The organism is Mesorhizobium sp. CC13, from assembly GCF_039907765.1.
In the GTDB taxonomy this organism is placed as follows: Bacteria; Pseudomonadota; Alphaproteobacteria; order Rhizobiales; family Rhizobiaceae; genus Aminobacter.
The window spans coordinates 106,295-130,372 of the sequence record NZ_JARDJI010000013.1; the positions used below are offsets into that span (position 1 = coordinate 106,295).

General features: G+C 64.6%; 22 protein-coding genes. 13 read left to right on the forward strand and 9 right to left on the reverse strand.

Annotated features, from left to right (window positions below; translation table 11 throughout):
• Positions 1 to 8: 8 nt before the first annotated feature.
• The 8 genes from PV773_RS17425 to PV773_RS17460 all read right to left on the reverse strand — a co-directional run bounded on the left by PV773_RS17425 (position 9) and on the right by PV773_RS17460 (position 8,791).
• Positions 9 to 650, reverse strand: coding sequence for an alpha/beta family hydrolase (locus PV773_RS17425; protein WP_347967572.1), 642 nt, complete (start codon positions 648 to 650; stop codon positions 9 to 11).
• On the reverse strand, positions 651 to 1,736 hold the full coding sequence (locus tag PV773_RS17430; protein ID WP_347967573.1) for a tetratricopeptide repeat protein: 1,086 nt from the start codon (positions 1,734 to 1,736) through the stop codon (positions 651 to 653). It abuts the gene before it with no gap.
• The gene (locus PV773_RS17435) at positions 1,733 to 2,602 is read right to left on the reverse strand and encodes a Ku protein (RefSeq protein ID WP_347967574.1); all 870 of its coding nucleotides are present in this window, start codon (positions 2,600 to 2,602) and stop codon (positions 1,733 to 1,735) included. Before PV773_RS17435 ends, PV773_RS17430 begins: the two co-directional genes overlap by 4 nt.
• A 25-nt stretch (positions 2,603 to 2,627) precedes the next feature.
• Positions 2,628 to 5,084 carry a DNA ligase D gene (gene ligD / locus PV773_RS17440; protein ID WP_347967575.1) on the reverse strand — a complete coding sequence of 819 codons (2,457 nt, stop codon included), beginning with the start codon at positions 5,082 to 5,084 and terminating at the stop codon, positions 2,628 to 2,630.
• Positions 5,085 to 5,092: 8 nt separating this feature from the next.
• Positions 5,093 to 5,335, reverse strand: coding sequence for a hypothetical protein (locus PV773_RS17445; RefSeq protein ID WP_347967576.1), 243 nt, complete (start codon positions 5,333 to 5,335; stop codon positions 5,093 to 5,095).
• Between the two features lie 111 nt (positions 5,336 to 5,446).
• Entirely contained in the window at positions 5,447 to 6,733 is a 1,287-nt protein-coding gene (locus PV773_RS17450) for an O-antigen ligase (RefSeq protein ID WP_347967577.1), read from the reverse strand.
• A 22-nt stretch (positions 6,734 to 6,755) separates the two neighbouring features.
• Positions 6,756 to 8,015, reverse strand: a complete 1,260-nt coding sequence (locus tag PV773_RS17455; protein ID WP_347967578.1) for a polysaccharide biosynthesis/export family protein — start codon at positions 8,013 to 8,015, stop codon at positions 6,756 to 6,758.
• Positions 8,016 to 8,113: 98 nt separating this feature from the next.
• A complete protein-coding gene (locus PV773_RS17460) occupies positions 8,114 to 8,791 on the reverse strand; it encodes a sugar transferase (protein ID WP_347967579.1) in 678 nt (225 codons plus the stop codon).
• A 593-nt stretch (positions 8,792 to 9,384) separates the two neighbouring features.
• On the opposite strand from PV773_RS17460, the gene PV773_RS17465 reads away from it, so the two are divergent.
• The 8 genes from PV773_RS17465 to PV773_RS17500 all read left to right on the forward strand — a co-directional run bounded on the left by PV773_RS17465 (position 9,385) and on the right by PV773_RS17500 (position 17,477).
• Positions 9,385 to 9,657 (forward strand): exopolysaccharide production repressor protein, encoded by a 273-nt coding sequence (locus tag PV773_RS17465; protein ID WP_347967580.1) that lies wholly within the window; start codon positions 9,385 to 9,387, stop codon positions 9,655 to 9,657.
• Positions 9,658 to 9,910: 253 nt separating this feature from the next.
• Complete coding sequence (locus PV773_RS17470; RefSeq protein ID WP_347967581.1) at positions 9,911 to 10,936, forward strand: glycosyltransferase family 2 protein; 1,026 nt, start codon at positions 9,911 to 9,913, stop codon at positions 10,934 to 10,936.
• 30 nt (positions 10,937 to 10,966) lie between these two features.
• Entirely contained in the window at positions 10,967 to 11,356 is a 390-nt protein-coding gene (locus PV773_RS17475; RefSeq protein ID WP_347967582.1) for a hypothetical protein, read from the forward strand.
• A 206-nt stretch (positions 11,357 to 11,562) separates the two neighbouring features.
• Positions 11,563 to 12,300, forward strand: coding sequence for a glycoside hydrolase family 16 protein (locus tag PV773_RS17480; protein WP_347967602.1), 738 nt, complete (start codon positions 11,563 to 11,565; stop codon positions 12,298 to 12,300).
• A 63-nt stretch (positions 12,301 to 12,363) separates the two neighbouring features.
• Positions 12,364 to 13,695, forward strand: a complete 1,332-nt coding sequence (locus PV773_RS17485) for a UDP-glucose/GDP-mannose dehydrogenase family protein (protein WP_347967583.1) — start codon at positions 12,364 to 12,366, stop codon at positions 13,693 to 13,695.
• Between the two features lie 22 nt (positions 13,696 to 13,717).
• Positions 13,718 to 14,800, forward strand: a complete 1,083-nt coding sequence (locus PV773_RS17490; RefSeq protein ID WP_347967584.1) for a glycosyltransferase — start codon at positions 13,718 to 13,720, stop codon at positions 14,798 to 14,800.
• 41 nt (positions 14,801 to 14,841) lie between these two features.
• Positions 14,842 to 16,020 carry a glycosyltransferase gene (locus PV773_RS17495; protein WP_347967585.1) on the forward strand — a complete coding sequence of 393 codons (1,179 nt, stop codon included), beginning with the start codon at positions 14,842 to 14,844 and terminating at the stop codon, positions 16,018 to 16,020.
• On the forward strand, positions 16,017 to 17,477 hold the full coding sequence (locus PV773_RS17500; protein WP_347967586.1) for a lipopolysaccharide biosynthesis protein: 1,461 nt from the start codon (positions 16,017 to 16,019) through the stop codon (positions 17,475 to 17,477). Before PV773_RS17495 ends, PV773_RS17500 begins: the two co-directional genes overlap by 4 nt.
• Here PV773_RS17500 and PV773_RS17505 read toward each other — a convergent pair.
• Entirely contained in the window at positions 17,379 to 18,764 is a 1,386-nt protein-coding gene (locus PV773_RS17505; protein ID WP_347967587.1) for a polysaccharide pyruvyl transferase family protein, read from the reverse strand. The two genes, PV773_RS17500 and PV773_RS17505, sit on opposite strands and share 99 nt — an antisense overlap.
• Before the next feature lie 167 nt (positions 18,765 to 18,931).
• Between PV773_RS17505 and PV773_RS17510 the strand changes: the two genes are divergently transcribed.
• From PV773_RS17510 to PV773_RS17530, 5 genes are all read left to right on the forward strand, one after another.
• Positions 18,932 to 20,104 carry a glycosyl transferase family 1 gene (locus PV773_RS17510; RefSeq protein ID WP_347967588.1) on the forward strand — a complete coding sequence of 391 codons (1,173 nt, stop codon included), beginning with the start codon at positions 18,932 to 18,934 and terminating at the stop codon, positions 20,102 to 20,104.
• A 25-nt stretch (positions 20,105 to 20,129) separates the two neighbouring features.
• Positions 20,130 to 21,116 (forward strand): glycosyltransferase family 2 protein, encoded by a 987-nt coding sequence (locus tag PV773_RS17515; RefSeq protein WP_347967589.1) that lies wholly within the window; start codon positions 20,130 to 20,132, stop codon positions 21,114 to 21,116.
• The gene (locus PV773_RS17520) at positions 21,113 to 22,042 is read left to right on the forward strand and encodes a glycosyltransferase family 2 protein (RefSeq protein WP_347967590.1); all 930 of its coding nucleotides are present in this window, start codon (positions 21,113 to 21,115) and stop codon (positions 22,040 to 22,042) included. The genes PV773_RS17515 and PV773_RS17520 overlap by 4 nt, the downstream gene beginning before the upstream one ends.
• Positions 22,032 to 22,982: a glycosyltransferase family 2 protein gene (locus tag PV773_RS17525; protein ID WP_347967591.1), complete on the forward strand. Its 951-nt coding sequence runs from the start codon at positions 22,032 to 22,034 to the stop codon at positions 22,980 to 22,982. The genes PV773_RS17520 and PV773_RS17525 overlap by 11 nt, the downstream gene beginning before the upstream one ends.
• Before the next feature lie 67 nt (positions 22,983 to 23,049).
• Complete coding sequence (locus tag PV773_RS17530) at positions 23,050 to 23,943, forward strand: UTP--glucose-1-phosphate uridylyltransferase (RefSeq protein WP_347967592.1); 894 nt, start codon at positions 23,050 to 23,052, stop codon at positions 23,941 to 23,943.
• The last annotated feature ends 135 nt before the right edge of the window (positions 23,944 to 24,078 follow it).

Below are 24,078 nucleotides of genomic sequence, written 5' to 3' on the forward strand. Positions count from 1 at the left end.
CCGGCATCCTAGCGCGACAGGGCGTCCGCCCACGCCGCGACCTTCTCGGCCATGGTCTTGAGGTGATCGGCGGCGGAGAAGCCGGAGATCGTCTTGCGCGGCTTGAGGTCGTGGTCGCCGTCTTCCAGCCAGAGCAGCTCGATGCGCTCGGAGAGCGCGTAGCCTTCTACCTCCTCGCGCGTACCGAATTCGTCGCGCGTACCCTGGACGATGAGCGTCGGCGTCTGCAGCGTGGCGAGATGCCTGGTGCGGAGTTGCTCCGGCTTCGCCGGCGGATGGAACGGATATCCCAGGCAGAGCAGGCCGGCGATCTTGCCTTGCGCGAGAAGATCGTCGGCGACCATGCTGGCGACACGACCGCCCATCGACTTGCCGCCGATGACTAGCGGGCCCTTGGCGCCGAGCTGTTCCACTACCGCCCGGTATTCGGGATTGAGAGTTTCGGCGCGGGGCGGCGGCTTGCGCGCGCGCTCCGTGCGCCGCGCCGCCATGTAGCCGAACTCAAAGCGGGCGACGCGGAAACCGGCGCCCGCCAGGGCCTTTGCGGCGGCGGCCATAGAAGCGGAGTCCATCGGCGCGCCTGCGCCATGTGCGAGCAGGATGGTGGCTCGGGCATCCTCGGCGCCATCGTAGAGGAATGCGGTGCTCATTCAGCCTGCCGTGCGTTGCTTGAGATGAAGGTCGGCATACTGCACGCCCCGGGCGGCGGTCTGGGCCCATTCGGAGGTGGCGTCGAGTTCAAGATAGGCCGACCACCAGCGGCGCGCTTCGAGCAGATTGTCCGCCTCGTATTCCAGCTTGGCGAGATTGAACATCGCGTCGGCATAAGTGGGGTCGAGCGTAATCGCCTTGCGGAGGTGGCGGCGGGCAGCACCCGCCTTGCCTTGCGCTGCAAGCAGGCCCGCAAGGTTGAACCAGGCTTCGATGAACCTGGGATCGAGCTTGATCGCCCGCATATAGCCCTGCGCGGCTTCCGCCTCCAGGCCGTCGGCGCGCAGGCAGTTGGCGCGGTTGAACGCGGCCACGCTGTCAACCGGGTCGGCCGCGAGGCAACGGCCGTAGAGCGCTGCCGCTTCGGTGAAGTGGCCGTCCTCCTCGGCATCCTCGGCAAGGGCGAACAACTCGTCTGCCTCGACGTCTTCCGCCCGGCCGAGCGGCAGAAGTCCTTGCCCGTCGAGCTCGGACAGGCCTTCGCCGAGCCGGGCATAGATGGCGTCCCGGCCATCCGCGTGCAGCGACAAAGCCGTCAGCGAGGCGACCGCACCGGAACGATGGACAGAGCGCGCGATGGCGCTCCAGCCGGCGCCGGATGCGAGCAGCCCTGTATATTTGCGCGCCAGGATCAGGTCGCGAAACGAGTAGGGCTCGGCCTGGTGCTCGAAGGCGTCGAACAGCGAAAGCATGTCGAGCGCGCGCGGCGGGATCTTCGACTGCTCGATCAGCGACTGCCGGGTCATCGCCGACTGTTCCGGCGCACCGAGCAGCCCGAGCATGCGCAGGAAGCCGTTTTCGCTGAGCGGCGTCACGCCCGCCGCCAGCATGTCGAGGCGCGTTTCGAGCTTGGCCTCGCTCGCCCTGTCGAGCAACCGCCGCCCGAACACGACATGGGTGGTGCGCCGCGTCGAGCCGTGCTGCAATTCGCCGCCCTGCCGCTCGACCTCGCGCGCGGCGAGGCGACGCGGAAATGCGGCGAGCGCGCCGACGAGCCCGAAGACCTGGCCAGCGGCTGCCGTCACTTCTTGGCTTTCGATTTACCGCCCGCGACCGCGGTCAGCTTCGCCGCCGGTTTCTCGGTCGCCTCGGTCTTGGCCTTGCTCTTGGCCGGCGGCTTCGACTGGCCGAGGCTCGCCTTCAGCGCGTCCATCAGGTTGATGACGTTGCCACGCTCGGGTGCTGCCGCGATGATCGGCTTGTGGCCCTTCAGCTTCTCCTTGATCATCTTCATCAAGGCGATCTCGTAGCGATCCTCGTAGTTCTTCGGATCGAATTTGGTGAGCTTCTGCTTGATGAGCGCCTCGGCGAGCTGGAGCATTTCAGGCTCCGGCTTGCCGGCGGGAATGTTGCCGAAATATTCGGCTGTGCCCCGCACCTCGCTCGGATTACGCAGCGTGCAGACGAACATGCCGTTGTCGCGCGAGCCGATGGTCACCACCCTCTCGCGGCTCGACAGCACCAGCCTCGCGATGGCGAGCTTGCCGGACTTGCGCATGGCCTCGCGCAGCACGATGAAGGTCTCTTCGGCCATCGCCCCGTCGGGTGCGAGATAGTAGGGCGAGTCCTGGTAGATGACGTCGACGTCGTCTTCGTCGACGAATGCCTCGATGTTCATCGTGTGATTGGACTCGATGCGCACGCTTTCGAGGTCTGTTTCCTCGATGATGACGTACTTCTTGTCCTCGTATTCATAGCCCTTGACGAGGTCGGAGCGGTCGACAAGCCCGATTTCCGGATCGACGGGTTTCATGTTGATCCGGTTGTGGGTGTCCTTGTGCAGCTGGTTGAAGCTGATGCGCTCGCTCGAACTGGCGGCGGGGTATAGCCGAACCGGGCAACTCACCAGGCTCAGCTTCAGGTATCCTTTCCAAGTCGCCCTGGGGGCCATGCTCGTCTCCTACGCGATTACATGATCAAGACTGACTTCTGGCACTGACCGAGGCCGGAACATCTCGGGCATGGTCTGCGATATCTGCCCAGGGATCGCCGGACTTGGCCAAAAGACCCGGCAGCGAAGAATAGTTCAAATCTTCCGGAGCGTCGATGGACTCGAGATCGCTCCAGCTCAGCGGCGTCGAGGCCGGCATTCCGGTCCGCGCCCGCAGCGAATAGGGCGCCGCCGCCGTGGCACTGCGGGCGTTGCGATGGAAGTCGATGAAGATGCGCTTCTTGCGGTTCTCCTTGCCCATCACCGTGGTGAAGGTCGAGGGCGCGGTGGCGGCGATCTGCGAAGAGATGGCGCTCGTCGCCTGGTGTACCTGTTTCCAGCCGAGCTTGCGCTTGAGCGGTGCCACGACATGGATGCCGCGGCCTCCCGAGGTCTTGGCGAAGGAGACGAGGCCGAGCTTTTCGAGTTCGCCCCTCACATGCAGGGCGGCCTCGACCACATCGCGCCAGGCGATGCCCTCGCCGGGGTCGAGGTCGAAGACGATCCTGTCCGGCTTGTCGAGATGTTTGCGCAGGGCGCCCCAGACATGGAATTCGACCACGCCGAACTGGGCGAGCGCCAGGTAAGCCTTGGCATCCTCGACCGATATGTAGGTCTTTGTCTCGTCGTCTGAATTCTTGGTGTCGAAGGAGGCGATGGTCGGCGGCATGCCGGAGAATGCGTGGCGCTGGAAAAAGCAGTCCTGCAGCCTCACGCTCGGGCAACGGAACAGCGATACCGGCCGGCCGAGGATGTGCGGCAACATGAAATCGCCGACCGCCGCGTAGTAAACGGCGATGTCGAGCTTGGTGGGCCCGGACTTGCCGAGGATCCGACGCTCCGGATTGGTGATCGTTATGCCCGCGAGGTCCGCGTCGGTGATGAGCCGCTTGCGCTCGACCTGTGGCGAAGCGGTGAGCTCCGCCTCGCGCAGCCCCTTGAACACGGCATGGCGCAACGCGTTGTCCGTGGTGCGGTTCGCATAGTGGATGCGGGCGTTAAGCACTGGCCGCACGGGAATGACCTCCTTTGGCGCCCCGTCGAGCTTCGCCGCGCCCTCGCGGAGACCTTCGAGCCGGTGCAGCAGGGTTTCCAACGTCCCGGCGTCGAAGCCGGTTCCCACCTTTCCGCGATATTGGAGTTCGCCGTCCACCCACTCCCCGAGCGCCAGCGCTGCCAGCCCCTCGGCCGCTTGGGATGTCGTGTAGCCGGCGATGACGAAGTCGCCGCGCTGCAGCGCCTTGGTCTTCGTCCAGCTGTGCGTCCGTCCGGAAACATATTGGGCGGCCAGACGCTTGGAGACTATGCCCTCCAGCCCCATCTCAGTGACCCTGTCATAGAGTGCCTTGCCGTCGCCGATGACGTGGTCGCTGAATTGCAGGGCGCTGCGCGCATCGACGTGGCCGGCGAGCAGCCTTTCCAGAAGCGTCTTGCGCTGGTCGAGCTGGACTTTCGTCAGGTCCCAGCCGTTGAGATAGAGGAGATCGAAGGCATAGAACACCAGCTGCCTGTCATGGCCGCTCGCGAGCGCGTCCTGAAGAGCGGCGAAGCGGCTGATGCCGCGGTCGTCGAGGACCACGATCTCGCCGTCGATGATGGCTTCGCTGCATGGCAGGCGGCGGAAGGCCATCGGCAGCTTGCCGTAGCGCTTGGTCCAGTCCAGCCCGCTGCGGGTGATCAGCCTGGTCGCGCCGTCGGCGACATGCGCCATGGTCCGGTAGCCGTCCAGCTTGATCTCGTGCAGCCAGTCCGTGCTGGAGACCGGACTTTCGATTGCGGTCGCGAGCTGCGGCTCGATGCGGACGGGCATGGCCGAGCGGACCGCGCCGGCGAGCTTTTCGGGTTTCAGGTCCTCTGGCTTCGTCGGCGGTTTGCGGGATGGGGCAAGCTCCTCGATCAGCCGGCCCGACTTCACGCTTTCCGGCCTTGAGGCGAGGACATCGAGTTCGGCATCGGCAGCCGGGTCGTGCTCCTTGAACAGCAGCCAGTTGCGCTTCTCCTCGTCGGCCCGCGGCTTGAGCCGGGCGAGCATCCAGCCGCCCCTCAGCTTCTCGCCCCACAGCCGGAACTTGAAGGCGCCCTTTTCCAGTGCCGGATGGGCCTCCTCCATGGGGGCCCAGGTGCCAGTGTCCCAGACGATCATCGGCCCGCCGCCATACTCGCCCTCGGGGATCAGGCCTTCGAAGTCGATGTATTCGAGCGGATGATCCTCGGTCTCGACTGCGAGTCGCCGGTCGGCAGGGTTGAGCGAGGGGCCGCGCGGCACCGCCCAGCTTTTGAGCACGCCGTCGAGTTCGAGGCGCAGATCATAGTGATCGGCCGTGGCGTGATGCTTGTGCACGACGAAACGGTTGCCTTGCGTCGCTTCCGCGCGGCCGCGGGGTTCGCTCGTCTTCGAGAAATCCCGTTTCTGCCGGTAGCTGCGGAGTTTTTCAGCCGCCATGGCCCGAACTAACGCGGACCCGTGGTGTCGTCCGCAACCCTCTCGAGCTCCAGGTCTTTCGGCGTTGCACCCGCCATGAGACGCTCGAGCAGGTCGTCGCCGACATCATAATACTGGCCGGAGACCAGCACCCGCGAAATGGGCTGGCCGTCGCCGCGGAACCGTCTGGAACTGATGAACACCTTCTGGCGGTCGAGCGCCGCAGCGACCGCCTTGCGTTTCCTGATTTGGTCGGCGACCCGTGTACGCATAGTCCAGCGGTCCTCAACAACGCTGGGAAACTATCGTTCAATCCATGCCCGGGATCAATGCGCAATACTGCCGGATTTCGGCCGGCGGCTTTCATGCCGGTTCGGGGGACCTTACCGTCCCGTGGCGTAGAGTTTTCTGGTTGTCGCTTCGTCCCGTGACGTGCCGCGGCCCGCCGGAATCCTCGGCCTCGCCGCGGATTCCTTGGCGCGGGCCCAGCAGTAGTACAAAAGGAACGAGCCGATGGCGTAGGGCTGCAGGATGTCGACCTCGAAGAAGGACCGGATCACAAGCAGCGCGAGCAGCCCCGTCTGCAGCAGCGCTTCCGTCCGGTCGCGCTCGCCGAGCAGCCGCTGGATGCAGAGGCGCAGGATCGCGAGCAGCGGCAGGACGATTGCCGCCGCCCCGACATAGCCGAGTTCGACCAGCGCTTCGACATAGGTGTTGTGGAAGTGGAAGCCGGTGCGCGAAGCGATGTAAAATTCGCTCCACAGCCGCTCGGCTTCCGAAAAACCCTGCACCCAGTAGGCTTGGTAGCCCACGCCGAGATAGGGGGCGAAGGCCGCTGCCTTCAGGCCCTCCTGCCAAAGATACGTCCGGCCCGTCAGGGTCGAATCCTTGCCGAAGGCGCCAAGCACCATGTCGACGGCACCGGCATTCAGCGCGACCATTGCTGCTGCCAGCCCTATCGCCGTCCCGGCGGCGAAGAAGACCTTGCGGTGGGTAGGCGAAAAGGCGTCCAGCCCGGCCAGCGCGACGATCATGGCTACGACCGCCGGCGTGGCGAGCATCGACGTTGCCGACTGCGACATGACCAGGAGCACGGCCGAGAGCACGACAACACCGAGTGCGCCGAGACGGGCCGCGCGGCCGCGTGTCAGGAAGATCGCGAAGTAACAGCCGAAGACGATGCCCAGCGACGCGTAGAAGCCGAGCTGGTTCTTGGAGCCGAAGGCGCCGACGAAGCTGTAGGTGCCGTCCAGGGCATCGTAGACCGACCCGCCGAACAGGATCGAATAGACGAGGACGATCGCGATACCCGCCAGCGCGCCGATGGCGAGCGTGCGTGCGTCGATGACGCGAGCGGCGATCACCGCACAGACGACATGCGTCAGGTATTGCACCGCGGCGCGAGCGGTCACGTCCGGCGCGTCCGACCAGAAGTAGGACAGGCAGGCGATGAGCGAAAATGCCAGCAACTGCGGGGAGCGGACCAGTCTGTCGAGCGTGAAGCGGTAGTCGACCAGGATCAGCGGCAGCCACACTGCGTAATAGGCCAGAATCGAAACCTGGCCGAGGCGGAAGGAGTAGGCGAAGACGAACAGCGACACGGCGACCGCAAGGGCCCCATAGAGCGTGTTGTCGCCGGGCCGGATCAGGAATGATTTTCTGATGCGCATCTGGGGCGCCGATCGCGCTGGCCTAGCGCACCGGTACGTCGACGCGCTGCACCTTCACCACGTCGCCCGGCAGGACGGGGGTGTCCTCCGCCGCGGTGACCTCCTTTGCCTTGCCGCCCTCGTTGCGGACAAGCACATAGGATATGGACTGCTCGCCGCCTGCGGCCGTCACGGCGGCAGGCGCGAGGCCAACCGCTTCGGAAATCAGGCCTTTCTGCATGCGCGCCTTGAGCGTCACGGCGTTGAGTTCCGCCACCACTTTCTGCCGCTCGACCGCCAACTCCGACTCGGTATCGTTGCGGAGATCGATCGCGTCCTGCTCCGCCTTGCTGATATCCTGCTTGGCGCGCAGCGCTGCCGTTTCCAGGTCGAGGATCTTGCCCTCCATCTCGGCAATGGAACGCTCGGTGGAAAGCACGCGCGTGTTCACGACAAGGCCCTTCTGGGCGAGCGACCCGATACCACTGAGTTCCTTCTTGGCCAATTCGACCTGGCGCTTCTGGGTCTCCGACTTCTGCCCGAGGGATTCGATCTCGCTCTGCAGCAGCTTCTTGAGGTTGTCGAGCGCCGCGAGCCTGAGCGAAACCTTCTTCTGCCGGGCGGTCATGATCGCCGTTTCGTCGGCGATCATCGCCGGCACCAGAGGGTTGGACGCGATGTCCTCGGGCGCGAAGACCTCGGCCTTGCCGGCGAGCTCGGCTTCGATCCGCGCCTTTGTCACCAGCAGCCGCAGCTGCTCGTCGGTCAGCACGTCGTAGCTGCCCCTGGCGGCGATGACGTCGCGCTCGATGCGGGCGCCGGCGTCGGCGGCGCGGCGCAGGCCGCCGGCAATGCTGATCGCCTTGAGTACGGTAAGGTCCGGCGCGTAGGCGTACTGGCCGGGCGTCTGGATGTCACCGGAGATGTAGAACGGGCGGAACTGTGCCACCTCGACCGATGCCTCGGGCCGGTCGGGAAGGCCGAATTTTTCCTGCAGCGTCTTGCCGATGGTCTCGGCGATGTCGGCTGTCGTCTTGCCGGCGGCCGCCGTTTCGCCGACGAACGGCAGCGAAAGGTTGCCTGTCGGCCCGACCGTGTAGTCGCCGCTGACCGAGGACCAGTCACGGAACGCACCCTCTACCGTCTGCCATTCGACGACGCGGATCGTAAGCTTGTCCTGACTGCCAAGCAGGTATTCCGCGGCGAGAGCAGGGGAGGCAAGCAGCGCTGCAGCGAGGACGCCGCCGAGCCAAGCCGGGACTTTCGCCGCGAAGCGGCGGCGGGTGATGTGGTGCGAAATCAAGTCGTTCGTCCGTTCCTTTGCCCGGTCGCCTGGACCGTGGCGGGGTGGGGAATGCCGTGCCAGCCCCCAACCCAGGGCACGACTTCTAGCGCCGCGGCTCAGTAGCTGCCGCGGGACAGGCAGACGGCCGGAACCGTCTTCAGGATGATGCGGATGTCCTGGACCAGGGACCAGTTCTCCACATAGTGGCGGTCGAACGCCACGCGGCTGTCGTATGACACGTCATTGCGGCCGCTGACCTGCCACAGGCCGGTGAGGCCGGGCCGAGACTTCAGGTAGAAGACGGCGGCCTTGCCGTAATATTCGAGTTCGTCGCGCACCACGGGCCTCGGCCCGACGATGCTCATGTCGCCGAGCAGGATATTGATGATCTGCGGCAGCTCGTCGAGGCTCAGCTTGCGCAGCACCGTTCCGACCCGCGTGACGCGCGGGTCGTCCTTGAGCTTGCGGGTCGCTTCCCATTCGCTCCTGGCGTCGGGGTTGTCGCGGAAGTGCGCGGCGAGCACCGCATCGCCGTCAGGCACCATGGTCCGGAACTTCAGGCAGTGGAAGACGCTTCCGCCGCGCCCGACGCGCCGGTGGCCGTAAAGGACCGCCCCGCCGTCCGAGACCTTCACCAGCAGTGCTATCAGCAGGAACAGCGGGCCGAGGATGATGATCGCAGCCGCGGCGCAGGCGATGTCGAATGCGCGTTTGATGGCACCACCCAGGGGAGGTGCTGTCTCCGCGTCCATATATTGGAGGTCCAAGCTGGTCGACTTGGCTGTATCCCTCATGCTGCAACTCCAGTTGGCCGATGAATTGCCGCGGGCGACGATACCAACGTTATGTTGCGTCGCAACACACGATTTCTTGGCGTTTGAAACAATAGCGCCGATCAACAACGGCATGTTGACCATGGCGTGCACAAATAATGCGCAATGTGACAGTTTTGTGGCCAATAACAAAACATTTAAGAAACGTCTTATATGGCGACAGGCACGATGGCTTTTTAAGAATATATACGAGATATTTGGCACGACGGTCTGGATTGATCACAGAAGAACAAAAAATGTTACGAGATGCGGTCGAGAGGTGAAGGTTTTTCTCGCCGAGGCCGGCTTCGGAGGATGAGTCGTCTCAGAAGACGGGACGGCAATAGTGCGCCGCAACATTGTTCGGTCTCATGCCGAAAGGGTGTTTGGCTTGCTGGCAGATGGAGCGGCCAATATAGTAGGGGGGCGTTCTTGCGATCGAGTGGCGGCCAGATCGTTGACGCGTAAATATATGCGACGCACACAGGCTGGCGGAAGCTTGCCGGGGCTAGGGGAGTTGCAAGTAACATGGTGATGGATTCAGGGCCGATGCCTCCGACCGTGCAGGCAGCGGCATGACATTGCCAAAGTTCGTGCTGGGCATGGCGATCGTGATCGTCATCGTGTCGATTTGGTCCTATCTGGATGCTGCCAGCTGGGGCACGATTTTGTTGCGCGGCGTCATCTGCGCCGTGATTCTTCAGGTCGGATACTTCCTGGCCGTCCTCGCAATGGTCCTGCGTAGCGAGCCCAAGTCTGCCCAGATCCAGGATGCGGGCAAGCCTGCCGCAGGCACTGCCGCCGTGGTGCCGGGAGACGACCTCACGCCCAAGGGCAGCTCGCACTGACGGGTTCGTCACCTGGCTAGCAATCTACCGTTGGTAGCTGAGGCGGGCATCGGCGCTCGAAGATGACTTCGCGATACCCCCGATAACTGGTGGCATCGATAAACTATATCTGTGTTTGAAAGGCGCGACGAGGGCGGAGGCCGAGTGCTTTCCGAACTCGAAGATGAACCGCCGTAACAAAAGTTGGGGTTCCCTTGTTCGCACCTGCAATATAGCTCTTGCGGCGGCGGGAAATGACGGAAAGGTAGCCGGCGTGAACGGAACCAGCGTCTGCGTCATCATTGCTGCACGCAATGCGGCGGACACGATCGCTACAGCGATCGCCTCGGCTCTGCGGGAGCCAGAGGTGGCCGAGGTGGTGGTGATCGACGACGCTTCTTCGGACGCGACGGAGGCCGTCGCGCGCGGTGCCGACGACGGTAGCGGCCGGCTGACGGTGCTTCGCCTGGACGTCAATCGTGGACCGTCCTTTGCCCGCAACGTGGCGATACGCAGTGCGCGGGCGCCGCTCATCAGCATCCTCGACGCCGACGATTTCTTCCTGCCGGGGCGGTTCGGAAACCTCGTCGGCAGCGCGGACTGGGATCTTGCTGCCGACAACATCGTCTTCATCCAGGGCGGTTCCGCACGCGAGGTCCTTTCGGGGGACGTGCAGCATTTCGCCGCCGAGCCCAGCTTCCTCGATTTCGCGCAGTTCATCGCAGGCAACATCTCGCGTCGCGGCGCGCAGCGCGGCGAGCTCGGTTTCCTGAAGCCGGTGATGCGACGCGCTTTCCTTGAACGGCATGGCCTTGGCTATGACGAGGCACTGCGCCTGGGCGAGGACTACGCCCTATATGCCCGGGCGATGCTCTCCGGCGCCCGTTTCAAACTGATCCGCTCATGCGGCTACGGCGCGGTGGTGCGGCGCGATTCGCTCAGCGGCCGGCACCGTACCGAAGACCTGCGGCGGTTGGCGGACGCGGACCTGTCGCTACTGGCAGTGCCCGGCATCGCCGCCGAAGCCAAGGCATGGCTGCACCGCCATGAACGCCATGTCCGGGACAAGTACCGCCTGCGGCATTTTCTCGACCTGAAGACTGCAAAAGGTGCGGGCGCCGCGCTCGCCTTCGGCTTGGCCTCGCCCGCGAATTTTCTCGGTGTCGCGCGCGGCGTGGCGATGGACAAGTTCGAGCCGCTGCGCCGATACTTGGCGCCTTCCCGGTCGGAAGGCGCGCTTCGCAAACGCTACCTCCTGCCTGGCAAGGTGCTTGCCGGCAACAATGCCGGAGCTTCATGATGCCCCCGGAATCGGCACGGAGTACCTAGCATGGCCGCGATCTTCGGCTTCAAGACCCGCAGCCCGGACCGCGATCGGGAAACCGACGAGGCGCGCTTCGTGCAGCTGTCGCAGCTACTGGTGCGACTGGCCGCCGAGATCGGCTCGGAAGGCGCCGGGATCAGAAACCGCTATGAAAGCGTTTCGGCCAACGCCGCATTTCTGGCGGAAGCGGTCGACAACGATGCGGCATCTCCGCAGCGTATCGCGGAGATGGACCAGATGACCAAGTCGATAAAGGGATGCCGCCGCCGCATCGATGCCCTTGAGGCCCAGGCGGCGTTCATCGACCGGCTTCGTCATTTGGTGGACACGTTTGTCGTCGATGGTCGCAAGACCGACGAGGAGTCGACGACCAAACCGGCCGGCGGAAAGGCATAGCGCCGGCCATAGGCGACATAGTCATCAAGGGAGGATGGAGGCGATTTTTGCTGGCCGAGGGATCAGCCCTTCGGCCTGTAGTTCGAATGCGATTCTCGGGCGGGAGGCGCAAGCAGGACAAGGATGAACTGGCAATGGAAGCACGTGTCAAACCCCTCCCGATCGGCCGTTTTGGCGCAGTTGCCGCTTGTGCGACACTCGCCGGCATGCTGGCGGCAACGTCGGGCGCGCAGGCTCAGGATGCCACCGGCAAGTCCTTCGTCGACAATTTCGATAGTCTCAGCGGCTCGCGCTGGTTCGTTTCCGACGGCTGGAACAACGGCAAGCACCAGAACTGCACCTGGTCGAAGAGCCAGATCAAGGTTTCCGGAGGGACGCTGAATCTGAGCTTCGAGAAGAAGCCCTACAAGGAACGCCAATATTCCTGCGGAGAGGTCCAGACCAGGGAGCGCTTCAGCTACGGCGTCTACGAAGCGCGGGTGAAAACGGATACCGGGTCCGGGCTCAACGCGGCGTTCTTCACCTATATCGGCCCGGTCGACAAGCAGCCGCACGACGAGATCGACTTCGAGGTCCTGACCAAGGATCCCTCCAAGGTCCAGGTCAATACCTATGTCGGCGGCAAACCCTACAACGAGAAGCTGGTCGACGTGCCGGGCGGCGCCGACAAGGGCTTCCATGACTATGCCTTCGTCTGGGAGAAGGAGCGGCTGCGCTGGTATGTCGACGGCCAACTGGTGCATGAGGCGACAGGGGCGACGCCGCTGCCGAGCAATGCGCAGAAGATCTTCTTCAGCCTGTGGGGCAGCGACACCCTCGGCGAATGGATGGGACCGTTCACCGATCCGGGCAGGGTGGTGACCATGTCGGTGGACCGCCTGGCCTTCACGGCGCTGGGCGAACCGTGCCAATTTGAGGAATCGGTGGCCTGCAAGCTGCAGTGATCCACCTGCGAAGCGAAGGGGCCGGCTGCCATTGGGCCGGCCAGCATCAACGGGATTGAGTTCATGAAATTGACGGTCTTTGGAATTGGCTATGTCGGCCTCGTGCAGGCGGCCGTGCTCGCCGAAGTCGGCCATGACGTGGTTTGCGTCGATATCGATGCGGCCAAGGTCGAGCGGCTGAACCAGGGCTTCATCCCGATCTTCGAGCCGGGGCTCGAGGCCCTCGTGCGGGAAAACCATGCAGAAGGCCGCATCGTCTTCACCACCGACGCTGCGGCAGCGGTGAACCACGGCGAAATCCAGATGATCGCCGTCGGCACGCCACAGGGCGAGGACGGGGCCGCCGACCTCAAATACGTGCTCTCGGTCGCCGAGGCGATCGGCCGCGAGATGCAGGGGCCGAAGATCGTCGTCGGCAAGTCAACCGTGCCGGTCGGCACCGCCGACCGCGTCAGGGCAAAGATCGCCCAGGCGCTGACGGTGCGCGGACGCGAAGACCTCACCTTCGACGTCGTCTCCAATCCCGAATTCCTCAAGGAAGGATCGGCAGTCGCCGATTGCATGAAGCCAGACCGCATCATCGTCGGCACCGGCAGCGAAGAGTCGGAAATGCTGATGCGCGAGCTCTACGCACCGTTCAACCGCAACCACGAGAAGATGATCGTGATGGACGTGCGATCGGCCGAGTTCACCAAGTATGCGGCCAACTGCATGCTGGCCACCAAGATCAGCTTCATGAACGAAATGGCGAACCTTGCCGAACTGCTGGGGGCCGACGTCGAGGAGGTCCGCAAGGGCATCGGCTCCGATCCCCGCATCGGCTACCACTTCATCTACCCGGGCCTGGGCTACGGCGGCTCGTGCTTCCCCAAGGACGTTCGCGCGCTGATCCGCACGGCCGAGGACGTCGGCTTCGACGCCACGCTGCTGAAATCGGTTGAAGACCGCAACAACGCCCAGAAATCGGTGCTGTTCGACAAGGTCTTGAGCTTCTTCAAGGGCGACCTCGCCGGCAAGACCTTTGCGCTTTGGGGACTGGCCTTCAAGCCGAATACGGACGACATGCGCGAGGCGCCTTCGCGTACGTTGATGGAGGCCCTGTGGAAGGCTGGCGCCAAGGTGCAGGCCTACGATCCGGAGGCGATGCAGGAGTGCCAGTCGATCTACGGCCAGCGCGACGACCTGCTCCTGTGCGGCACCAAGGAGGCGGCCCTGCGCGGTGCCGACGGCCTTCTGATCGCCACGGAATGGAAGAACTTCCGCGCGCCTGCCTTCGACGTCGTCCGCAACTCGCTCACCACGCCGGTCATCTTCGATGGCCGCAACCTGTTCGATCCGAGGATCGTGGCCCGCCACGGCCTGCAATATTTCAGCATTGGCCGGCAGGCCGCGTAAGGAAACCAACCGGAGCTAGCGCATGAAGGTTCTGTTTGCCGGCGGCAACGGCTACACCCCCGAATTCAGCGGCGGGGTGCAATCGAGCACCCATCACCTGGTCGAGCAACTGCGTGCCCATGGCCACGAAGCCTCCGTGCTTGCCGCATTGTTCGGCGATGGCATGTTCGGCCTCAAGGCGCGGGCAAAGATGAAGCTGCTCGGGCAACGCGCGGTGATCGACTGCTTCCCCGGCTACCCTGTCGTGCGTGCCTGGTTCCCGTGGGAGGCCGCGGATTTTGCCGTGGACAAGCTCGGGCCCGACGTCGCGGTGGTCCAGTGCCACAAGTCGGTGCCGATCGGCAAAGCGCTCGAGGCGCAAGGCGTGCCCTTGGTCGTCTATCTGAGGAACGTCGAATTCCACGAACTCGCCGGCGATCTCAGGGAATTGCGTTCGGCGCACTACATCGCCAATTCGGAGTTCACGGCCCGCACCTACAAGGACAAGTTCGGCATCGAATCGACGGTCATCCCGCCGACCATCAATCCGGCGCTCTATGCCACCCCGACGAGCGGCCAGTACATCACCCTGATCAACCCTTACAATGAGAAAGGGTTCGAACTTGCCGTCAGTATCGCGGAGCGTTGCCGCGACATTCCCTTCCTGTTCGTCGAGAGCTGGAAGCTGTCCGACGATCACCGCGCGCGCATCGAGGAAACGATCGCACAGCTTGGCAATGTCAGGCTCGAAAGCCGAACCAACGACATGAAGACGGTCTATGGCCGCACGAAGGTCTTGCTTGCGCCGAGCAAGTGGGAGGAGGCCTGGGGCCGCGTGGCGTCGGAGGCGCATTGCAGCGGCATCCCGGTCGTCGGTTCGCGGCGCGGCGGACTGCCCGAGGCCATCGGCAGCGGCGGCATCGTGCTCGATTACGATGCGCCGCTCGACCTCTGGGTCGCGGCGGTGCGGCTGCTGTGGGACGACCAGGTCGAATACGAGCGGCTGTCCGAAGCGGCGCGCGAGTTCTCCCGACGCCCTCAGCTCGAGCCCGACGCACAATTCGCCACCTTCATGGGCGTGCTCGAGAAGGCCGCCGCGCAGCGCCTCGACCGGGCCGCGGCCTAGGCGCTCCCGTTTTGCCGACGGATTTCCAAGGGCGCGGAGAGATGAAGGTCTGTTTCGTAGTCGACAAGTTCCCCTCCCTTTCCGAGACTTTCGTCCTCGACCAGATATCGGGATGCCTCGAACGGGGCATGGAGGTCGGGGTCGTCTGCAACCAGACGACCTTCGGTCGGGAACCAAACGTCGACGAGGCTCGCTGGCGCAACCTGCCCGCCGGCGTGGCGAGGTGGTGGGGCCCGCTTGCGCCGCTGCGTCCCCATTTGCGCAACTGGTCCGGCCGGCTGTGGGACAAGGCGTCGACCGCGCTCGACGTCGCTCTCGCCGGCAAGCTCAAGAAGTATGACGTCATCGTCGCTCATTTCGGCAACAACGGCCTCAGGGTCGCGAGGGCCATGAAGCGGCGGCGCATCTCGGCGCCGCTGGTGACGGTGTTCCATGGCCATGACGTGGGCGCGCCCATGCATGAAGGCACGCTGTCGCGCTACCGCACGGTGTTCGAGCAGGGGACGTTGCAGATGCCGGTCAACGGCTTCTTCCGCGACGCGCTGATCGGCGCCGGCGCCGTCCCGGCGACAGCCATCGTGCACCACATGGGGGTGAAGACCGAGGAGATCGCGTTCCGGCCGACCGAGCGAGGCGACGCGCTGGCACTGATTTCGGTCTGCCGCCTGACCGAGAAGAAGGGTATCGAATATGCGCTTCGCGCGCTGTCGCATGTCTGGTCGCAGCGCCCGGACTTGGAGTGGACCTACACCGTCATCGGCGGGGGCGAACTCCTCAGCGACATGAAGGAACTCGCAGCCAGGCTGGGGATCGCGTCGCGGGTCGACTTCCTCGGACCCCTCCCGCATGCGGAGGTCCAGCGACGGCTCGGCGAGGCGCATGTCTTCCTGCTTCCCAGCGTCAAGGCAGGCGACGGTGACCTCGAAGGCATTCCGGTGGCGCTGATGGAGGCCATGGCCGCAGGGCTGACCGTCGTCAGCACCTTCCATTCGGGTATTCCCGAACTGATCGAGGATGGCGTCAGCGGCCTGCTGACCCCCGAGCGCGACGTAGCGGCGCTCGCCGAGAAGCTGATCTGGGCCGCCGACAATCCGGAGGCCTGCGAAGGGCTCGCCGTGGCGGCGAGGCGGACGGTGGAAGACGGCTTCAATTCCACGCGACTCAACGACGCGTTCGCCGACACGCTGGTTCGGCTGGTCGAAACGCGGGCAGCTGCATGACCCCCGAGCCCCAACCGCTTGGGCGTATTGCGTTGCGCGGCGGCGTGTTCACTGCCGGCGCGCAGGCCGCCAAGATGGTCATCCAGCTGCTGTCGGTGGTCATCCTGGCGCGGCTGCTCGCGCCGGAGGATTTCGGCCTCGTCGCTTCGGTCGGCCCCATCGTCGCCTTCGTCGGATTGTTCCAGAATCTCGGGCTGCAGCAGGCGGTCATCCAGCGGCCGCAGATCGACCAGGTGCAGCTCAACCGGGTGTTCTGGATCAGTGCCGTAGCCGGGCTCGTCTGCACAGCTGCCGTGGCAGCCCTCGCGCCCGCGGTTTCCGCCTTCTATGGCGACGCGAGGATGACCGGGATCACGCTGGCTGCGGCCCTGCCGCTGCTGTTCGGCAGCCTCGCCGCCCTCCCGCTTGCGCTGATGAACCGCCAACTGCAGTTCGGTCAGTTGGCCGTCAACGACGTGGTGACCGCTGTCATGAGCTTGATCGCGGCCGTGGCGGCAGCTTTTGCCGGGCTCGGTTACTGGTCGCTGGTCATCGGGCCGGCAGTCGGGACCTTGGTTACCCTGCTCGGCGCCTGGTGGGCGACGCGGTGGCAGCCTGGCAGGCCCGACGTGAAGGTCGATCGCGAGATCCTGTCCTTCGGGGCGAACCTTACAGGGTTCAACCTGGTCAACTTCTTCTCGCGCAACCTCGACAACATCCTGATCGGCAAGTTCTCGGGGCCGATCGAACTCGGCTACTACGATCGCGCCTACAAGCTGCTGCTGTTTCCGTTGCAGAACATCAACCAGCCGCTGTCAAGGCTGATGGTGCCGCTGCTCAGTCGCATCCAGGACGACAAGCCGCGCTTCCGCGACCTCTACCTCAGGACCAACTGGCTGCTTGCCGCAATCACCGTTCCCGGCATCGCCGCGCTCACCATCGCCGCCGAACCGGTCGTGTCGATCCTCTTCGGCGAACGCTGGCTGCCGGTAGCTCCGATCTTCGCCTGGCTTGGCATCGCCGGCCTCATGCAGCCCGTGTCCAGCACGACAGGCTGGATCTTCATCTGCCAAGGCAAGACCAGGACGATGTTCCGGTGGGGCATCTATTCGGCGCTGACGACGGTGCTGGCCTTCGTCGTCGGCCTGAAATGGGGCGCGGTCGGCGTTGCAGCCGCCTATGCGATCAGCGGCTATGTGCTGCGGCTGCCGGTCCTTGCCGTGTTGATGCAGCGGGTCGGGCCGGTGTCGTCGGTCGACTTCCTGATGGTCCAGGCGCTGCTCATCGTGGCCGCGGCCGTGGCCTGGGTCGGCTACGGCTACCTGCCGCAAACGCTGGTCGCCCAGTCCAACATCGTGGCTGCGGCTTCCGCGGCGATCCTAAGCTATGCGGTGGCGTTGATCTTCGTGCTCACCGTGCCGCAGTCGCGCCGCGCTCTTGCCGAGGCCTGGAAGACTGTCATCCGCAACATCCGCTGACGGCTCAGCAAGCAGGGGCCGGAGAAGATCCGCCGCCGACATTGCCGACGCGTGCTCCTCGAGCACTGCCGAGAGCGTGTCCCGCCGATAGGCGTCGAGCCCCCCGACAAAGGCTGCGAGCTTGCCGCAGGCCTCTTCGGGCGTGATTGTGTCGATGTCGAGCAGTAGGTCGGCCACGCCGACCCGCTTCGCCAGTTCCCTGGTCTTGAATTCGTAGGCGATCGGCAGCACCGGCACGCCGACGCACAGCGACATGATCATCATGTGCATGCGGGTCGCCACCACGAAGTCGAAGCCCTTCACCAGTTCCATCAGCTGTTCGGGCGTATGGAAGGTGGCATCGACGGTCACATGCTCGGCGATTTCGGGAGCAAGCCCCGAGACGATGGCGCGTGCGGTCTTGGAATCGTCATGGGCGTATTCCGGCACGCCCTGGCAGGTCGACACGAAGGTCACCTGCTTGCCGTGATCGCGTACCAGCCTCGTGGCGACTTCACGGACGGAATCCATGTAGCGTCCCATGCCGCCGGCGCCGTCGCTGACGTAGTTCCAATGGCGAACCGATATGCCGACGCGGCCGGTCGGCGCGGGCGCTTCCCCAGACGAGAGGATACCCTCGATCCGTTTCCTGTCGGCCAGTGCGAACACCGAGTCGGCCACGACATGGCATTTGCCGGGATCGTCGACCAGGCCGCGCAGATGTTGACGCGAACGCTCGTCGCGCAGCAGCATGAGCGGGCTGCGGTCGAACACGGGCTTCAGTTCGCGGCGGTTGTAGTCCTTGTCGAACGGCCCGAGCGACTGGGTGAAGAATATCGGGTCCTTGCCGAACAGACCATCGATCCGGAACTGGTTGAGACGCCGTTCCAGATTGTAGTTCTCGACCAGGTAGGTGCCGCCGGTGGTGATGACCAGATCGGCCTCGCGATACATGTCGAGACTGCGGCGGTCATCGGCGCCGAACATGGTCTCGTCGAGCGCCCGGCTCTTGCCGTAGTGCCGCAATGCGCTCATCGCCAGCCTGTTGTAGATCGGCTTGGCGAGGTTCTTCAGCCGGTTGTCGTCGTAGGGGTATTTGAAGATCGATTCAGAGAGGAGCTTGCGGATTTCGATGTCGGGATAGTCCCGCTTCGGATAGAGCCGCGAGGCGGCCTCGGGCTGACTGTCGAAAACCTGGAACCAAAGCTCGCCCTCATAGGCCGACTTCAGAATATGCCTGACGGCGAGCAGGATCGCAGCGTCTCCGGTGTTCAGGCAGACCGTGTTCTCGACGATGACGTTCTTCATGCAGGCTCGGCTCCTCGTTTCCATCCGGACGCTCGGACAAGGCCAGACTAAACGGGCTATTTTGCGGCGCAACAAGAGTTGAGTGGCTGCCGGTCAATAATTGTTGCGGCGCAGCAAATCGTCCTCTAGCTTTCCCTGCGGGTGGGCCAAACTGCGAGCGTGGATTCATGCTGCATGTTCTGTACCTCGTGCACGACGTATCCGATCCAGCTGTTCGCCGTCGGGTCATCATGCTCAAGGCCGGCGGCGCACGTCTTACATTGGCCGGCTTTCGCCGGACCGCGGAACCGGTCGAAGACGTCGAGGGCCTGAAGCCCGTCGACCTCGGCCCGACCCGTGATGGCCGCTTCGCGCAGCGGCTCGGCGCGGTGGCCAAGGCCGCCGCGAGCATTTCCGCGTCGCTGAAAGGCGTGCCGGCGCCCGACGTCGTCATGGCGCGCAATCTGGAGATGCTGGCGCTGGCGCAGCGCGCGCGAAGCGCATTCGGTTCGGCCGCTCCCGTCGTCTACGAATGCCTGGACATACATCGGCTGGTGCTGCGGGATGACCTGGTCGGCATCGGACTTCGCGGTGTCGAGCGCATGCTCGGCCGCAACGTGAAGCTGCTGCTGACCAGCTCGCCGGCCTTCGTAAGGCAATACTTTCAGAGGTTCAGCCAGATCGACGCCCCCATCGAACTCGTGGAGAACAAGCAGTTGGACCTTGCCACCGATGCGGCCCAGCCGGTCTCCGGCCCGCCTGTGGAAGGCCCGCCCTGGCGCATCGGCTGGTTCGGTGCGCTGCGCTGCCGCCGCTCGCTCGGTCTGCTGGCGAGCTTCACCCGAGCCAGCGACGGGCGCTTCGAAGCGGTCATGCGTGGTCGGCCCTCGCTGACAGAGTTCCCGGATTTCCATGGTTTCGTCGCATCCGAGCCCCATTTGAAGTTTATGGGGGCCTATCGAAACCCTGAGGACATGGCCGGCATATACGGGCAAGTGCACTTCTCCTGGGCGATCGACTTCTTCGAGGAAGACCAGAACTCGAAGTGGCTCCTGCCCAACCGGCTGTATGAAGGCTGCCGCTTCGGCGCGGTGCCGATAGCCATGGCGGAAACCGAAACTGCGAACTTTCTGGACCGGCAGGGCGTCGGAGTGATCCTCCGCGAACCCACACAAGAAGCCCTGACGGAAGCGCTCTCCGGCATGACGGCGGAGCGCTACGAAGTCCTGCGTAGCAGCGTGCTTGCCCGAGATCCGAAGACCTGGAGCTGTGACCGCTCCGACTGCCGCGCGCTGGTTGCGATGCTTGAACGCGTCGCTTCCGATTCACGGGCCGGCGCGACCGGCGCCATCGCCGCCTGAAACGAAACAATCTCCATAGCGACGCATGCCTGAAAACCCTTCCTGCATCATTGTCATTCCCTGCCTCGACGAGGAGCGCCATATCGGCGCCTTGCTCGACCAGCTCCGTCAGGCCGCCGATCGCCTCGGCGCGCGCATCGTCGTCGCCGACGGCGGCAGCCGCGATGCGACCCGCGCCATCGTCGGCAGGGCTGCCCTGGAAGATGCCAACGTAGTGATGATCGACAATCCGGGGCGGATCCAGAGCGCCGCACTCAACCTCGCTGTCGAGATATATGGCGACGACGTCGACTATCTGATCCGCATAGACGCGCACGGCGGCTACCCCGACGATTACTGCGATTGCCTCATCGAGGAAGCGCGCGAGACGGGGGCCGATTCCGTGGTCGTCTCAATGCTTACCAGAGGCACCGGTCTGGTGCAGCAGGCCGCCGCCGCCGCGCAGAATTCCAGGCTTGGCACGGGCGGTTCGAAGCACCGGCATCGCTCGTCGGGCGAGTGGGTCGATCACGGCCACCACGCCTTGATGCGCGTGAGCGCTTTCCGGGATCTGGGCGGGTATGACGAGAGCTTCAGCCACAATGAGGACGCCGAGTTCGACCATCGTCTGCGCCGGGCCGGATACAGGATCTGGATGAGCGGCCGGACGCGCATGACCTATTATCCGCGCAACTCGCTCACCGGCCTCTATCGCCAGTATTTCGGCTACGGGCGCGGCCGCGCCAAGAACGTGCTCAAGCACCGGGTCGTCCCCAAGCTCAGGCAGATGGCCCCTCTGATGGTGGCGCCCGCGGCTTCGCTGGCGCTGCTTGCGCCGCTGCATGCGGTCTTTGCCGCTCCCCTTGCCCTGTGGGCGGCGACATGCCTCGGCTATGGCCTCATGCTCGGTCTGCGCACGGGAGCCCCCAAGCGGGCGCTGGCCGGCATTTCGGCCATGGTCATGCATTTCGCCTGGTCTCTGGGATTCTGGCTGCAACTGCTCAACGCCGGAACGAGAGGCAGGGCCGCATGAGCGTGGCCGCCAGCATAGACATCTGTGTCTGCACCTTCCGGCGACAGGCTCTTGCAGACACGCTGCGTTCGCTTGCCGCCATGGAAATGCCGGCGGGCTACCGGATCGGCGTAATCGTTGCCGACAATGACGACGTGCCCAGCGCACGCGCGTTGGTGGACGAGCTCGCCGGTCAGTCGGCACTGCCGATCAGCTACGTCCACTGTCCGGCGCGCAACATCTCGATCGCCCGCAACGCCTGCCTGGAGGCGAGTTCCGCCGACTTGGTCGCCTTCATCGACGACGACGAGAAGGCGACGAGCCAATGGCTCGCACGTCTGGCGGAGACCGCCGAGGCATCCGCCGCCGATGTCGTGCTCGGGCCCGTCCGGGCACGCTACAGTTCGACCGCACCGCGCTGGATGCGGTTGGGCGACTTCCATTCGACCTATCCGGTATTAGTCGCCGGGCGGATCCGCACCGGCTACACCTGCAACGTCCTGCTCAGAATGAAGGCTGCGAGCATCGCCGGCCGGCGCTTCAGCCTGGCGCGTGGCCAGACGGGCGGCGAGGATACCGAATTCTTCGACCAGGTCTTCGAGGCCGGAGGGGCCATCGCCTATGCCGCGGACGCATGGGTGGAGGAGCCGGTGCCCGCAGCGCGGGCGACTTTCGGCTGGTTGATCAAGCGCCGCTTCCGCGTCGGGCAGACGCATGGCAGGCTGCTGGGGTCGAAGACCTCCGGCATTGGCCTGATTCCGGCATTTGCCCTCGCTTCGGCCAAGGCCGGCTATTGTTTCGCCGCCGCCGGCCTCGGCTTCTTTCGGCCGATAGGCCGCAATCGGAGCCTGCTGAGGGGCATCATGCATATTGGCGTGGTGAGCGGGCTGATTGGCCTGCGCGAAATCCGCCTCTACGGCGACGAGGGAGGCCAGCGTGCAGCCTGACGTCAGCTTCGTCATCGCGGCCTACAACGCGGAAGCCACGCTTGCCCGCGCCGTGGACAGCGCGCTGGCCCAGAGGGGCGTTTCGGTCGAGGTGATCGTGGTGGACGATTGCTCCACGGATGGGACGCTGGCGCTGGCGCGGTCCTATTCCGACGGCCGCGTGCGCGTCGTGTCGCTCGAACGCAACGGCGGTCCGGGCGTGGCCAGGAACGCCGGGCTCGACGCGGCCCGCGGGCGCTGGGTGGCGGTGCTCGATTCCGACGATTCCGTGCTGCCGGACAGGCTCGCATCGATGATATCGCGAGCCGAGGCGGAAGATGCCGCCATGGCCGTCGACAATCTCGTGGTGATTCGAGCAGACGGTGCCGCGCCCGAGACCATGTTTGCCTCAGGCCAGCTCGAACAGTTCCCGGAACTCACCTTGACCCGTTACATCGACGGCAATCTGCTGTTCGAAGGCACGTTCAATTTTGGTTACATGAAGCCGATATTCTTGCGAGGATATCTGGACGACAACCACCTCCGCTACGACGAAGACCTGCGCATCGGCGAGGATTTCATCCTGCTGGCCAGCGCCCTCGCCAGGGGCGGCCGATGTGCCGTCGAACCCGCCGTAGGCTATGCCTACCATATCCGCAGCGGCTCGATTTCGCGGGTTCTCGAGCTTTGCCATGTTGAGGCGATGCAGCGCGCCGATGCCGTTTTCGAGCGTGTCAACAGGCTCGATGAAGAGGCGTGCCAGGCGTTCACGCGCCGCACTCGAAGCCTGGGTAGGGCTGCCACATTCCTGTCATTGGTTCAGCACATCAAGTCGCGGTCGCCGCTCAAGGCGATGCGGACGGCTTTGCGCGACCCGTCGGCGATCCGCCATTTGCGGATGCCGATCACGGTACGGCTGCGGCGGGTCGCGGATCAGTTCGCGGGTCGGCCGGGCAAGTGAGGCAATTGCCTGTCCGCACGGCCAGACGAAAGACGAGGAGACTATAGTGATCGATAGGAAAGGCACGATGAAGAAAGTCAGGAAGGCGGTGATACCTGTTGCGGGTCTCGGAACGCGGTTCCTCCCGGCCACCAAGTCGATGCCGAAGGAAATGCTTCCGGTCGTCGACCGGCCGGTGGTGCAATATGCGGTCGACGAGGCGCTCGAGGCGGGCATCGAGCACATCGTCTTCGTGACCGGCCGCAACAAGGCGGTCATCGAAGACTATTTCGACCTTCATCCCGAACTGGTCGGCACGCTCGAACAGGCCGGCAAGGTCGAGCAGATCAAGTCGCTGGAAAGCCTGCTGCCCGTGCCCGGCGCGACCAGCTTCACGCGCCAGCAGGCGCCCCACGGCCTGGGCCATGCGGTCTGGTGCGCCCGCGACATCATCGGCGACGAGCCGTTCGCGCTGCTCTTGCCCGACATGGTGTCGTTCGGAAAGCGCGGCTGCCTTGCCGAGATCATGGAGCTCTACGAGCAGACCAGCGGCAACGTGATCGCGGTCGAGCAATGCGATCCCAACGAGACGAACAAGTACGGCATCGTCGGCAAGGGACCGGATGTCGGCGCCGGTTTCGAGGTGACCGCGATGGTCGAGAAGCCCGCCCCGGCCAAGGCGCCGTCGAACTACTACATCAACGGCCGCTACATCCTGCGGCCGGAGATATTCCAGCTGCTCGGCACGCAGACGCGCGGCGCCGGCGGCGAGATTCAGCTGACCGACGCGATGGTGCGCCTCGCCGCCAGCCAGGCCTTCTTTGCGAGGCCCTTCCAGGGCCGCATGTTCGATTGCGGCTCGAAGGAAGGCTTCATCCAGGCGAACGTGGCCTTTGCGCTGAAGCGCGCCGACATCCGTGACTCGGTGCTCGATGCGATCCGCGACATGGTCGCCGAGCAGGATCACGTCGCCGCCGCCTGAGATCGCCAATCGTCGAGGGCGGCCGCGAACGGCCGCCCTTGATTCCGTTTTGGCAGTGCCGCAGGCACGCCAACGAGAATGCGTGGCTGAAATCGGCTTCGCCCAGAACCCTTCGAGCGATGTTGCGCTCAAGCA

Coding starts and splice junctions, on each gene's coding strand:
- PV773_RS17445 (WP_347967576.1), bottom strand. CDS start 5,335: ATGCGTACACGGGTCGCCGACCAAATCAGGAAACGCAAGGCGGTCGCT.
- PV773_RS17510 (WP_347967588.1), top strand. CDS start 18,932: ATGCTGCATGTTCTGTACCTCGTGCACGACGTATCCGATCCAGCTGTT.
- PV773_RS17495 (WP_347967585.1), top strand. CDS start 14,842: ATGAAGGTCTGTTTCGTAGTCGACAAGTTCCCCTCCCTTTCCGAGACT.
- PV773_RS17485 (WP_347967583.1), top strand. CDS start 12,364: ATGAAATTGACGGTCTTTGGAATTGGCTATGTCGGCCTCGTGCAGGCG.
- PV773_RS17435 (WP_347967574.1), bottom strand. CDS start 2,602: ATGGCCCCCAGGGCGACTTGGAAAGGATACCTGAAGCTGAGCCTGGTG.
- PV773_RS17515 (WP_347967589.1), top strand. CDS start 20,130: ATGCCTGAAAACCCTTCCTGCATCATTGTCATTCCCTGCCTCGACGAG.
- ligD (WP_347967575.1), bottom strand. CDS start 5,084: ATGGCGGCTGAAAAACTCCGCAGCTACCGGCAGAAACGGGATTTCTCG.
- PV773_RS17520 (WP_347967590.1), top strand. CDS start 21,113: ATGAGCGTGGCCGCCAGCATAGACATCTGTGTCTGCACCTTCCGGCGA.
- PV773_RS17450 (WP_347967577.1), bottom strand. CDS start 6,733: ATGCGCATCAGAAAATCATTCCTGATCCGGCCCGGCGACAACACGCTC.
- PV773_RS17460 (WP_347967579.1), bottom strand. CDS start 8,791: ATGAGGGATACAGCCAAGTCGACCAGCTTGGACCTCCAATATATGGAC.
- PV773_RS17475 (WP_347967582.1), top strand. CDS start 10,967: ATGGCCGCGATCTTCGGCTTCAAGACCCGCAGCCCGGACCGCGATCGG.
- PV773_RS17425 (WP_347967572.1), bottom strand. CDS start 650: ATGAGCACCGCATTCCTCTACGATGGCGCCGAGGATGCCCGAGCCACC.
- PV773_RS17490 (WP_347967584.1), top strand. CDS start 13,718: ATGAAGGTTCTGTTTGCCGGCGGCAACGGCTACACCCCCGAATTCAGC.
- PV773_RS17500 (WP_347967586.1), top strand. CDS start 16,017: ATGACCCCCGAGCCCCAACCGCTTGGGCGTATTGCGTTGCGCGGCGGC.
- PV773_RS17480 (WP_347967602.1), top strand. CDS start 11,563: ATGCTGGCGGCAACGTCGGGCGCGCAGGCTCAGGATGCCACCGGCAAG.
- PV773_RS17530 (WP_347967592.1), top strand. CDS start 23,050: ATGAAGAAAGTCAGGAAGGCGGTGATACCTGTTGCGGGTCTCGGAACG.
- PV773_RS17465 (WP_347967580.1), top strand. CDS start 9,385: ATGACATTGCCAAAGTTCGTGCTGGGCATGGCGATCGTGATCGTCATC.
- PV773_RS17505 (WP_347967587.1), bottom strand. CDS start 18,764: ATGAAGAACGTCATCGTCGAGAACACGGTCTGCCTGAACACCGGAGAC.